Below are 13,456 nucleotides of genomic sequence, written 5' to 3' on the forward strand. Positions count from 1 at the left end.
ACTCTTTCTATAAGAGTTTTTTATAATTTAAAAAGAACCTTAATAATGCATATTGAAAAGAATTAATAATGTCAAAAGAAATACTATTAATAAACAAACCAAAACATTGAACATCAAATGACGTAGTTAGAAAAATCAAAGGTATTTTAAAAGTCAAAAAAGTTGGTCATGCTGGAACTCTTGATCCTTTGGCTGAAGGATTATTAATTCTTGGAATAAACGAGGGCACTAAAAAACTAAATGATTTATTAACAAACAATAAAATCTATAGAGCAAATATACACTTCGGATATTACACCTCTTCTTATGATTTAGAATCTGAAGAAGTGTATTTCAAAAATAAGTTCCCGACTCTTAAAGAAATTGAAGAAACATTAAAAAGCTTTCTAGGTGAAATTGAACAATTTCCACCCAAGTTCAGTGCTATAAAAATTAATGGAAAAAGAGCACATGAACTTGCTAGAAACAATATAGATTTTGAAATAAAAGCAAAAAAAGTTTCATTAGAAAATTATAAAATTATTGATTTTAAAAACAATGAACTTATAATTGATATTAAGGTATCTAAAGGATTCTATGTAAGAAGCTTTGCTTATGATCTAGGAATCAAGCTAAACACTTATGGTTGCTTAGCAAAATTAGTTAGAACCCAAATAGGTGAATATAAACTAAACAATAGTTTAGAAATTGGAGAAGTTTATGATTATTGAACTAAATAATAATTTTGATTTAATCCCTGAAAAGACAGAAAAGCTAGCCATTGGTTTTTTTGATGGTCTTCATAAAGGACATATGCTTTTATTTAAAGAAGATGTCGCAAACACTTCAGTATTAACATTTACTAATTTACCCAATAAAGAAAATTATCTATATGATCTTAAAGAAAGAATCAAACAACTTAAAAAAATAGGAACTAAAAATATATTTGTTTATGATGTAGCACAAAACAACATGTCTGCTGATGAATTCATAAATAAAATATTAAAAAAAATAAATCCTAATGAAATAGTAATAGGTGATGATTTCCAATTTGGAAATGATTTAAAAAATGCTAGTTATCTTTCAGATTTCTTTAATGTAAAAATAATAGAGAGAAATAATGAACATTCTTCAACTAGAATTAAATCTTTATTAACAAGCAAAAGAATTCAAGAAGCTAATAGATCTCTTATTTGACCTTATTATCGAAGAGGTGAGGTTTTTAAAAGAAATCAAAAAGGGAGAGAGATAGGCTTCAAAACTGCAAACACAAAAATTGATCCTAAATTAATTGCTCTTCCTTTTGGTTCTTATGTAACAGAAACAATTTTAGATGAAGAATATTATCAATCAGTTACATACATTGGAATGTCTGAAACCGTTGATAATAATAAAATAGCAGACATAGAAACTCATTTAATCAATGTTGAAAAAGAAGATTTCTACAAAGAAAATATTAAGATTAATTTTTACAAATGACTAGCTCCATCTAAAAAATTTAGATCTCTATCAAATCTTGCTTACAAAATTGATTCTTTAATAGAAGAAGCAAAAATATATTTTAAAAATAAATAAAAGAAAATCATTTTATAAACGTATCTAATTAACAGAGGTACTTATAAAATGATTTTTTGTTTTAAATCCAAAATTATAAAAAAAATAAATAAAAATATATTATTAGTAAATATTAACTCGACAAATGTTTTAGTTTGAAACAATCAATTGAAAGATCTAAACAAAAACATAGAATATGAATTCTATTGTTTTGAATTTTTAAAAATAAACAACAAGAATATAATAAACAAATCTTATTATTGTTTTATTGATTTAAACTCTGCTCAGTTTTTTTCAGACTTGTTGGAATTAAATTCGATAGGAATAAAGACAGCAGAAAAAATATTATTAAATTATAAAAACAATAAACTGGAAAAAACTTCATTAAATTTAAATAACAAACAAAAAGATTCATTAGAAAAATATTTAAATATTAAATTCAAAGAGAGAAACAATCAATTTGAAGAAATAGAAAAAGATTTATTGAAATTAGGTTATGAAAAGAAAACAATAACAAATATATTAATTAAAGAATGAGACTCCGTAAAATCAAAATCAAAAAATGAAAAACTTACTTTCTTTATAAAGAGAATAGCTAATGAAATGAAATCAAATAAGACCAAGTAATTTAAATGAATTCATATCTAATGAAGATATTAAAGAAAATCTTTTAATCTATATGAATTCATGTTTAAAAAGAAATGATTCATTAGATCATATTCTTTTATATGGTCAACCAGGCGTTGGCAAGACAAGTCTGGCTTCTGTTATTGCTAATGAATTAAATAGAAAAATCGAATTTGTTCAAGGCGCCTCTATTCAAACACCAAAAGACATATTAAATTTATTTTCTTTGGTTACCAAAAATTCAATTATATTTATAGATGAATTTCATGAAATAAATTCATCATGTCATGAATTATTATTACTAATTCTTGAAGATTTTGTAATAGATATGCAAATTGGCAAGGATATGAATACAAAGAACATAAGAATGAATGTCCCAAAGTTTACTCTAATTGTTAGTACTAATTATTTAAATAAACTTTCAAATGCTTTAATTGATAGATTTTCTATTCAATTTTTTTTAAAAGAATATGAAACTAAAGATATATTTCTAATTATTAAAAATTTATCAATTAGACAAAAATTAAGTTTTGATGAAAAAGAATTAAGAAGAATATCAGAAATTTCTAAAGGTATACCGAGAATAGCTATTAATACATTAAAAAGATTTTATGACTATAAATTATTTAATAATGAAATAACCATTGACTATTTTTTGAAAAAGAACAATATATATAAATACGGACTTAATGAAATGGATCTTATATATTTAAATAGTTTAGATGAAAACAAACCAATAGGTTTAAATACAATAAGTCAAATAACTAATATAAATAAAAAAATAATAGAACTAAAAATAGAGCCCTTCTTATTAAAAATGAAATTAATTAAAAAACTAAACAATGGAAGAAAAATTACTAATAAAGCTATTAGACTCATTAAAGAAACAAAAGACAATAAATGCTAGTAAAATAATATATAAGATAATAAAAAACTTAATAACATTACTAGGAAATGTATATGTCAAAAGAACTTACTAAACAAACTAATGAAAATCAAAAATCATTTATTAACAATAAAGAATTTTTAAAAAAATTAAAATTACTAGAAAAAAGAATTAAAATTTCTATTAACAATTCAATATCTAATTATCAAATCGTCTTTAAACTTTATGATTATGGTTATGATATGTTTGTAGAAAATGATTATATTATTAAAAATATTTTTCTTGATTTTGAACTTTTATTAGATGAATATAATTGTAAAAAAGAACACTTCACTGAAAAAATTCAGAAAAGATGAGTTCATGTATTTACATCTGAAAAACAAGAAATAGAAAATCTTAATGAATCTAAAATAGAAGCTTTTTCATGAACTTACATTTTATTAGAAATGTACATCATTACTTCTCACATATTAGCAGTTTCATTAAATATAAATGACAAAACTACTTATTCAAAATTACAATGAAAATATTCACTTAAATTTGTTAGAAGTTTAAGAATATTAAACAAATGAGTTGAATCTGAAGAAATAATAGACAGAAAAACAATAGAAGACCAAAAGAAACCTCCTCTTTGTTCTACAACTTATAACAAATTACACAAATCATTTAAATCCGTTATAAATGATCATTATCTTTTAGTTTGTGAACAAGATATATCAAAATACCTTTCAAAAGGAAATAACATATTTATGATTATAGCTTTTGTTGTATTAATGATATGTATAACAATTGCAATAATTATTTATTGTACTACACAGCTAAAATAAGCAATTCTAAGCAACTTTATCACATAATTAATATTAAGCACCCAACAATAAAAAGTAAGGTGCTTTTTTATACTTTATGAAAATAAAAAATAGAGCCATAAAATGGCGCTATTTTTAATCTAGTTTAAATTATAAAAATTTCTTGATTTTTTCACAAAGTTCATTTGTGTTATTAATTCATTCATGTTGTTCAACAACAAAAATAGGGAACCCTCTATCTTGAATAAAGAAGTATGTATCAATTTTTTCAACAGCATCAATAACATCGTCAACTTTGCTAAAAGTATTACCAATTATAATTGCAAGTTTAACATTTTTGTTTGATTGATCATAAATTGCAAAATCAATAATTGAACTACCGATATCAAGATTTTTCTTAATAATGTAATTGCCTTTTTTGTTTTCTAATATTTCTTCTAATTTTTCTAGTATAGAAGTACCTAGAGGACTAGGTAAGAATTTCTTAACTGAATCTGAGTTCTTTTCATTTTGTTTATTAATAGTATCACAATAAGTAATAAATGATTTGAATACTAAAGCATTAGGGTTGTTTGTGTTAATTGAGATTTCATCTGAATGAATAGATTTAATAATGATAAGTTTTTTCTTAGCTCTAGTAATAGCAACGTTTAATCTATTTGAACCACCATAAGTAATTAATGGACCGAAGTTAGTTCTTAATTGACCATCTGGATTCTTAGCATATGAAACTGATAAAATAACTAAATCACTTTCATTACCTTGAACATTTTCAAGATTAGTTAATACTATATTGCCTTTAATGAATTTTTCATATAGATCTGGTTTTGATTCTACAGAGTTAAATAATAATTGTTCAATGTATTCTGATTGTTTAATACCAAATGTAACAACAATAATCTTTTCATATTGATCTTTGTATTTAATAATTTGTTTAATAACAGTTTCGGCTTCTTTTTTATTAACATCATCTCAAACACCGTCTACATCAATTACTTCAATACCTGAATCTTTAATTCCGTTATAAGTAGCAAATTTAAGTTGATTATTATAAATATGTTTATTACTAAAAGCAATTAAATCTTTATGTGATGATCTATAGTGATTTTTAAGATTAAATGTATTTCATAATGACACTCTTGCTCTATCTAACAATGAATCAACTTGATCCATATCTGATAGTTTGTAATCTTCGTCATCAACTTTTGCTTTATTAGCAAAGAATGATGTAGGTTTCAATTGTTTATCATCTCCAGCAACTATAACTTTATCAGCTCTATATACTAATGGGTATGAACGTTCTAAGAACATTTGAGAAGCTTCATCGAAAATACCATAATCAAATACTGATCTTTCTAAAGGAATCACTTCTGCAATGATTTCGGGTTTTGAAATTCAAATAGGGAATAATAATCTTAATTCTTTTAAGTATTCAACAACAAATTTTTGAATAGGAGGAAGTAGTCTTCCTTCATTATTAGAAATTTGAAGAATTTCTTTAATTTTTTTCTTACTTGCTTCGTCTGCTTGTGAAACTTTAATTTTAATTGCTTCATAATATTTATCGACAATTAATTCTTCAATTTTAGCTATAAGTTTTTTATTTTTATCTTTTAGTTCATTAATTAATAAGTTGATGTCTGTTTGAAGAACGCCTTGTTCTTGTTGATCTAATACTTTGTTTTCGAAGTCTAGAATTCTTTTAATAACATTAAAGTCTTTGTCATTAATGTTAATGTTAGATAATTGAGCAAATGATTTGTGATCAAAGAAGATTAAATCTTTTTCAAATAATTCTTTCATATGGTTAGCTAATAATCATTCATTAAAGAATAATTTAACGTATTTACCAGCTAAGAAATCTTGATCTTGACTTAGATCATGATATTTAATTGAAGGCAGTTTATTAATCTCTATGAATTTTTTAATAACTTCATATATTTTTAGTTGTTCTTGATCTAAATGTTCATCTTTAGATTTAAGTAATTTAATTTTAACTTCACCAGTTTTAATGAAATGAATTATTGTATGAGCATCAGCTTTCTTTTCATAAGCAGCAATTAATTTTTCTAAATCATGACCGGCTTTTTGTAATTTAGATAATAAGTTGTTTTTACTTAAAATTAAAGAATGTTCTGCAAAGAAATTAGCAAATACTTTTCTATCATCTCAAAGAATATTATTATCTTTTCTTAATGATTCCATTAATTCTTCATCATTTATTATTCCTGATTCTTCGATAAATTTAGATAGGTTTCTATGATGAATTTTGAAGTCTTCATAATTAGTAAAGAAATGATTAATAAAGTTGTCTTCAACTTGTCATTGAACTAAGTTAATTTTTTCTTGCATTAATTGTTTTTCAATATTTTTAATATCTGTTAAATTAAATGATGCTAAGAAGTTTTTATAGTTTTCTAATTTAGTAAATAATTCTTGAACATTAGAAATATTGTATTTAGTATTTGTGAATTCAATATCAGCTAAGAAATCTGTACTTCTTGCAAAGTTTAGAATTTGTTTTTCAATGGATAATACATTTTCAACATATTCTGAATATGTATCATTACTTAATGATTTAAGTTTATAAAAATCAATAATAGTTTCTGAAATATTCTTGATTTTATTTCTTAATTTGTTGAATTCAACAAATTCTTTAGTATTCATGATTTCTTTTCTAATATCAATTTCTTCAGTTTTTGTTTTAGAGTTGAAAACATATCTACTTACTTTTTCACCAAGCTCTTTAATTTTTTCATAGAATTTTTCTTTTTTATCAAGATCATATAGGAATAAAGCAAATTTACCAATTTCTCCTAATCTTTCATAAAGAACATCAAGAGCGGCTTTTTTCTCTGAGATTACTAATGTATTTTTTTGTCTAATAAGAATATTAGCAATGATGTTAGATATAACTTCAGATTTACCAGTTCCTGGAGGACCAAATATAACTGTGTTTTCTTCTAGTGAAGATCTAACAGCATATCTTTGATAAATATTTAATGGATTACCAATTTCAAATAAAGGTTCTTTATTAATTTCGTCTTCAACAAAATTAACATTTTTATGATTTAAAGGTAAATTGAAAGGGTTTATATTTTTTTCAATTAATCTATTTAAATCTGATTTTAATTTTCCACCTAACGGTTCAAAAATACCAACAACAGTTTGATTTTTAACAACAAAACTATCTTCTATAGTAACATCGTCATTCCCAAAATGTTCATATTGAGAAAATTGTTTATCAACATCAATGTCAATACCAAATAATTCTTTAAATTTATCTTTAATCTCTTTTATTGTTTTTAATGAAAGAATTTCTTTATCATCGAATTTTTTATGTAATTCTCTTTTTAAATAAGAAATTAATTTTTCATTAACTATTATTTCTCTATTTTTCTTTTTAAGATAAATACCTGAGTTTTCTTCAACAATTTCAACAGGATAAAAAACTAGAGGAGCAAAGAATGAACCTGTTTCTAATTTAGATTGAAAAATTCAAGTACCAAGAAATAAGGTTCAAGTACTTCTGTCGTTATTAATTTCTTTAGCTTTTTGAGAAATTTTAATTAACTTTTTACTATTTGAAAGAACTTTTTTTGCTAATTTAGCAATAATAATTTTTTTAGCATGTTCTAAATCTTTAACAATTAAATCGAACAACTCTTTATTAATTTGTAAAGATTCAGATTCTAAAGTACTTAAAACTTCTTCTGGATTTCTTGATTCTTTTATTCTAGAAACAAAATCATTTTTACTTAATTTTGTACTAAAAGAAAGATCAGATTTATTTTCTATGAAATTTTTAACTTCTTCTTCAGTAAAGAATTGGAATAAATCAAAATGATTTTTTCCAATTTTTGTTCTAATACAATAATCTCTAGGATTTATTCTTAATAAGTTGGATAATTTATCTTTAATAGCTTTAACATCATTACTTTCCTCAATAAATTCTTTATTTTTACTCATTTGTATACCGCTTTCACTTAATTTTCTTATGTAATATGTGTTTATATATTTTTCTTAACTAATTTATAGTTTTAATTATTACAATAAAAGTAATTATAAAAGAAAAATTTAAAATCAAACCATGAAACAACAAATTTATTTAGGAATTGAGACAAGTTGCGACGAAACTAGCATGAGCTTAGTAAAAAATGGACAAATTTTGAGTCATGTCACTTACTCTTCATCCGATGTTCAATCGACATTTGGTGGAGTGGTTCCTGAGGTCGCAAGTAGAAAACATCTTGAAAGCATTCATGAAGTTTTTTTGAACACAGTTAAAGAAGCTAATTTAAAACCAAATAACATTACTAATATAGTTTACACATCTCATCCAGGTTTAATTGGATGTTTGCATGTTGGTATATTATTTGCTAAATTATTAGCAAAATTAATAAAAGCAGATATCAAGGGTGTGAATCATTTATATGGTCATATATTTTCTGCTTTTATTGATCAAAATCCAAATTTTGAATTTCCATTCTTAGGACTTGTGGTTTCTGGTGGTCACACTTCAACATATTTAGTCAATAGCTTTACAGATATAAAAGCACTAAATGAAACTAAAGATGATGCAATTGGTGAAGTGTATGACAAGGTAGCCAGAAAATTAGGATGAGAATATCCTGGTGGACCAAAGATTGATAATGCATATGATGAGAAGAAAACAAATATTAACTTTCTTAAAAATAATATGTATAAATATGAGTTTAGTTATTCAGGTCTTAAAACATCAGTAATTAACTATATACATAACAAAACTCAAAAAAATATTGAATTTGATAAATTAGAAGTTGCTTCTAGTTTTCAAAAACAAATAATTGATGATTTGATTAAAAAAGTTAATATTGATTTATCAAAACATAAATTAAATAAAATAGTTTTAGGTGGCGGAGTTTCAGCCAATAAATATTTAAGAAGTAAAATAATTGAAATATCTGATAAATCTAATATTCCATTGTTAAAATATACAGGAGACAATGGGGCAATGATTGCCTACTATGGCTATTATAGGAGCAAGTATGAAAAGCAATAAATTATTATTCACTAGTGAATCTGTTGGACCAGGTCATCCAGATAAAATTTGTGATCAGATTTCAGATGCAATATTAGATAAATGTTTAGAAGAAGATCCAAATTCAAGAGTAGCTTGTGAAGTGTTTGCTTCTAATAGATTAATAGTTATTGGTGGTGAAATAACAACCAAAGCTTATATTGATGTTGTTAAGGTTGCTTGAAGCGTTATTGAACCACTAGGATATGGTTCAAATGATTTCACAATAATATCTAATATTAACAGCCAAAGTCCTGATATCTCTAATAGTGTTTCACTAGGAGAAGATATAGGAGCCGGAGATCAAGGTATTGTATTTGGATACGCTTCAAAAGAAACTAAAGAATATTTACCATTAGCAATTGTTCTTGCTCATGAAATTTTAAAAAAACTTAATGTTTTGAGAACCAAAAAAGAATATTCATTCTTAAAAGCAGATATGAAATCACAAGTAACAATTGATTACACTGATGCCAACAATTTAAAAATAGATAATTTCTTAGTTTCTATTCAACACTCTGAAGAAGCAACTAAAGAACAAATACATAACATAGTTTCTAAAACTATGTTAGAAGTTGCAAAAGAAAACAACTTAAATACAGACTTCTTACAAATCATTAATCCATCAGGCAGGTTTGTAATTGGTGGACCAATCGGAGACACAGGATTAACTGGAAGAAAAATAATAGTAGATACATATGGTTCTAAAGCAAGACACGGTGGTGGTTGTTTTAGTGGTAAAGATCCTACTAAAGTAGATAGATCAGGATCTTACTTAGCTAGATATATAGCTAAAAACATAGTAGCAGCTGACATTGCTAAAGAATGTGAAGTTCAAATAGCATTTGGTATTGGTATGCCAGAACCAACTGCTTTATATGTAAATACTTTTAATAGTTCTAAATACTCAGATTTTGAAATCAAAGAAATGATTAGCAAAATTTTTGATTTAAAAGTTAAATCATTTATTGATTATCTGAATCTTAAAGAGACTAAATATTTAAAAACAGCAGTTTTTGGTCACTTTGGAAAAGATTCAAAATTATTCAGTTGAGAAAGATTAGATAAAGTTGATAAAATCAAGAAATACTTTAAGGATAAATAATGGATGTAAGACATATATATAATAATTTTGAATCTTTAATTAATAAAGAAATTCAATTAGTTGGTTTTGTTAAATCTAATAGATTTAATGGAAAAATTGGTTTCATAGAAATTACAGATGGAACTGATATAAGAACAATTCAATTAATTTATAAACCAGAAGTTTCTAAAGATATTGAAAAAATATCTTCAGTTAATACTGGTGATTCAATTTCAATTAAAGGAATTGTTATTAAAACACCTGAAGGAAAACTTCAAAAATTTGAAGTTCAATTATCTGAACTTTCATTATTAAAAGGATGTGATTCTGATTATCCTTTACAAAAGAAAAGACATGGTGTTGAATTCTTAAGAGAAATTGCACATATTAGACCAAGATCTAATATGTTCCAATCAGTCATGAGAGTTAGATCTGAAATTGCTTTTGCTATTCATTCTTTCTTTAAACAAAATAACTTTGTTTGAGTTTCTAGTCCTATCATTACTTCTAATGATGGTGAAGGAGCTGGAGAAGCTTTTAACATATTAGCTGACAATAAAGAATTCTTCAACCAAAAAGCTTCTTTATCAGTTACTGGTCAACTACAAGCCGAAGCTTATGCACAAGCTTTTAAAAAGGTTTATACATTCGGTCCAACGTTTAGAGCAGAAAAATCACATACTTCAAAACATGCTGCTGAGTTCTGAATGTTAGAACCTGAAATTGCTTTTTCTGATTTAGATGAAATGATTAAATTAATAAGTGATATGTTAATTTTCATTATTAATTATTATCAAGAAAACTGTTCTCATGAAATTGCTTATTTTGAAAAAATAATTGATTCTTCTATAACTGAAAGATTAAACAAAATCAAAGAAGTTGGTTTTACAAAAATGAGTTATGAAGAAGCAATTGATATACTAACTAAAGAAGTTAATAAAAACAAAAAGCAATTTGAAGATAACAACATTCACTTTGGTATGGATCTTGGAACAGAACATGAAAGATTCATTAGTGAAAAAGTAATTAATGGTCCTGTCTTCATTTACAACTATCCTAAAGAAATTAAAGCTTTCTATATGAAAGAAAATGAAGACAAGAGAACAGTAGCTGCTACTGACTTATTAGTTCCAGGAATTGGAGAACTAATTGGTGGTTCTCAAAGAGAAGATGATTATGAAAAAATAATCAATGTATGTAAAGAAAGAGGAATGTCTACAGAAGAACTTTCTTGATATATTGATTTAAGAAGATTTGGTTATTACAAATCTTCTGGATTTGGATTAGGTTTTGAAAGACTTCTAATGTATTTAACAGGTGTTGATAACATTAGAGATGTAATACCATTCCCAAGAACTCACGGAGCATTAAAATTCTAATGATTGATAAAAAAGTTTTTAGAAAAGAAAACATTCCTAATTTCTTAACAATCTTTAGAATATTATGTATTCCTATAATTATTACATTAGTGTTAATTCAGACTAGTCCAATAATTTATAAATTTCCTGATGGTTGACCAAATGTAAAAATTAGTGCTTGTCACTTATCTGCATCAATTATATTTGTGATAGCATGTATTACAGACTTTGTAGATGGTTATGTTGCTAGAAAATATAATTGAGTTTCAAAATTTGGTAAATTTTGAGATCCAATAGCAGATAAAGTATTAACCACTTCTATGTTAATAGCATTAACATATTTAGAATTAATTCCAATATATCTAGTCTTAATATTAATAGTTAGAGATTTATTAATGAGTGGAATAAGAATGATGGCAGCAAATGAAAATGTTGTTATACCAGCTAACATTTGAGGAAAAGCTAAAACTTTTGTTCTAATGATAGGAATAATAATTGTTCTATTTATTGGTGGATGAGGAAATGATTGATATTATTATGCAATACAAAACATTTTAATTTTCATTTCAGCAGCATTGTCTGTTATTTCATTAATAATATATGGATATCAATATCTAAAAAGAGGAAAGTTGAAAAATGAACAAATATAGTTTTTTTATAGGTAAAAAAGAATACACAGTTGAAAACACACCAAGAAACTTAGAAGTTAAAAGTCCTATTGACAACAAAACAATTGGGGTTTTACCTCTTCTTGAAGTTTCTGAGATCGATTATGCTTTTAAAACAGCTAGAGAAGCTTTTAAAACATGAAGAAATGTTGATTTTAAAGTAAAGAAAGACTTATTAATCAAGTTTGCAGAATTATTAAAATCAAACACTGAAGAACTTGCTGAACTTTTGAGTCTTGAAATCTCTAAATCAATTAGTGGTTCAAGATCAGAAATTATCAGAACTGTTGATATGGTTTATGATCTTATTAAGGTTTATGAAGATAATTTCTTAACTCCTGATATTTATGATCAAAAAGTTCATGGTAATAAAAATAAGGTTGCTGAGTTCTATTATGAACCTGTTGGTGTAGTTCTTGCAGTGTCTCCATTTAATTACCCAATTAACTTATTAATATCTAAATTAGTACCAGCAATTATGTCTGGAAACACAGCAGTATTTAAACCTGCTTCTCAAGGAGCAATGGTTAGTGTTTATTTAACTAATCTATTTAGAGAAGCCGGTTTTCCTGAAGGGGTTATTAATTGTTTAGTATTAAAGGGTTCAGAAATTGGAAACAAACTATGAGCTCATAAAGATGCTGATGTTATTAACTTCACTGGAAGTACAAATGTTGGTCTTAAAATAGCTGATCATTTCAAAAATAAAACTCTTATTCTTGAAATGGGTGGTAAAGATGCAGCTATTGTTCTTCCAGATGCTGATATAGAAAAAACAGCAGATCAAATAGTTAAAGGTGCTTTTTCATTTAATGGACAAAGATGTACAGCCATTAAAAGAGTATTAGTACATAAAGATGTACATCAAAAACTAGTTTCATTACTAAATGAAAAAGTATCAAATCTTTCTGTTGGACACCCATTAGAAGACACTTACATAACTCCTGTAATTAGCAAACATACTGCTGATAAATACAACAGACTTATAGAAGATGCTTTTAGCAAAAAAGCAACTTCTGTACATAAAGTGAATACTAATGGTTTATTGTTAAGTCCTATTGTTTTAGACAACGTTACTGTAGATATGGATATAGCATGAGAAGAACAGTTTGCTCCTGTTCTTCCTATACTAGAATATGAAAATATTGAGGATGCTATAAGAATAGCTGAAGAAAGTGATTATGGTCTTCAATCATCAGTGTTCTGTAAGAATAAAGAAGACTTTATTAAGATTGCAAAACAATTAACAACAGGAAGTGTTAATTGAAATGCAAGTTCTTCTAGAAGCCCAGACATATTACCTTTCTTAGGTGTTAAGAATTCTGGTTTTAATGTTCAAGGTCTTGTTGATAGTATTAAAACAGTAACTAGATTAAAGGGTTATGTTTTTAATAAATAGTTCAAAATAAAATGATCTCTAGGAGATCATTTTTTG

At 25.3% G+C, this 13,456-nt stretch carries 11 protein-coding genes; 10 read left to right on the forward strand and 1 reads right to left on the reverse strand.

Annotated features, from left to right (window positions below):
* Nucleotides 1-68 precede the first annotated feature (68 nt).
* The 5 genes from truB to AC27EK_RS01315 are packed head-to-tail and all read left to right on the forward strand — an operon-like array spanning nt 69 to nt 3,873.
* On the forward strand, nt 69-719 hold the full coding sequence (truB, locus tag AC27EK_RS01295) for a tRNA pseudouridine(55) synthase TruB (RefSeq protein ID WP_487231551.1): 651 nt from the start codon (nt 69-71) through the stop codon (nt 717-719).
* A complete protein-coding gene (gene ribF, locus AC27EK_RS01300; protein ID WP_487231552.1) occupies nt 700-1,554 on the forward strand; it encodes a riboflavin biosynthesis protein RibF in 855 nt (284 codons plus the stop codon). The genes truB and ribF overlap by 20 nt, the downstream gene beginning before the upstream one ends.
* Before the next feature lie 48 nt (nt 1,555-1,602).
* Nucleotides 1,603-2,160 (forward strand): hypothetical protein, encoded by a 558-nt coding sequence (locus tag AC27EK_RS01305; RefSeq protein WP_487231553.1) that lies wholly within the window; start codon nt 1,603-1,605, stop codon nt 2,158-2,160.
* Nucleotides 2,132-3,067, forward strand: a complete 936-nt coding sequence (locus tag AC27EK_RS01310; protein ID WP_487231554.1) for a Holliday junction DNA helicase RuvB C-terminal domain-containing protein — start codon at nt 2,132-2,134, stop codon at nt 3,065-3,067. Before AC27EK_RS01305 ends, AC27EK_RS01310 begins: the two co-directional genes overlap by 29 nt.
* A 53-nt stretch (nt 3,068-3,120) precedes the next feature.
* Nucleotides 3,121-3,873: a hypothetical protein gene (locus tag AC27EK_RS01315; RefSeq protein WP_487231555.1), complete on the forward strand. Its 753-nt coding sequence runs from the start codon at nt 3,121-3,123 to the stop codon at nt 3,871-3,873.
* Nucleotides 3,874-4,002: 129 nt separating this feature from the next.
* On the opposite strand, the gene AC27EK_RS01320 is transcribed toward AC27EK_RS01315, so the two are convergent.
* Nucleotides 4,003-7,821, reverse strand: a complete 3,819-nt coding sequence (locus tag AC27EK_RS01320; protein ID WP_487231556.1) for an AAA domain-containing protein — start codon at nt 7,819-7,821, stop codon at nt 4,003-4,005.
* A gap of 121 nt (nt 7,822-7,942) precedes the next feature.
* Between AC27EK_RS01320 and tsaD the strand changes: the two genes are divergently transcribed.
* Genes tsaD through AC27EK_RS01345 form a run of 5 tightly spaced genes read left to right on the forward strand, consistent with a single transcriptional unit; the run spans nt 7,943 to nt 13,420 of the window.
* Complete coding sequence (gene tsaD / locus AC27EK_RS01325) at nt 7,943-8,893, forward strand: tRNA (adenosine(37)-N6)-threonylcarbamoyltransferase complex transferase subunit TsaD (protein WP_487231557.1); 951 nt, start codon at nt 7,943-7,945, stop codon at nt 8,891-8,893.
* Nucleotides 8,880-10,016: a methionine adenosyltransferase gene (gene metK / locus AC27EK_RS01330; protein ID WP_487231668.1), complete on the forward strand. Its 1,137-nt coding sequence runs from the start codon at nt 8,880-8,882 to the stop codon at nt 10,014-10,016. The genes tsaD and metK overlap by 14 nt, the downstream gene beginning before the upstream one ends.
* Complete coding sequence (asnS, locus tag AC27EK_RS01335) at nt 10,016-11,374, forward strand: asparagine--tRNA ligase (RefSeq protein ID WP_487231558.1); 1,359 nt, start codon at nt 10,016-10,018, stop codon at nt 11,372-11,374. Before metK ends, asnS begins: the two co-directional genes overlap by 1 nt.
* Nucleotides 11,374-12,003, forward strand: a complete 630-nt coding sequence (gene pgsA, locus AC27EK_RS01340) for a CDP-diacylglycerol--glycerol-3-phosphate 3-phosphatidyltransferase (RefSeq protein ID WP_487231559.1) — start codon at nt 11,374-11,376, stop codon at nt 12,001-12,003. Before asnS ends, pgsA begins: the two co-directional genes overlap by 1 nt.
* Entirely contained in the window at nt 11,990-13,420 is a 1,431-nt protein-coding gene (locus tag AC27EK_RS01345; RefSeq protein ID WP_487231560.1) for an aldehyde dehydrogenase family protein, read from the forward strand. Before pgsA ends, AC27EK_RS01345 begins: the two co-directional genes overlap by 14 nt.
* The last annotated feature ends 36 nt before the right edge of the window (nt 13,421-13,456 follow it).

Source organism: Ureaplasma rhincodontis, assembly GCF_057537535.1.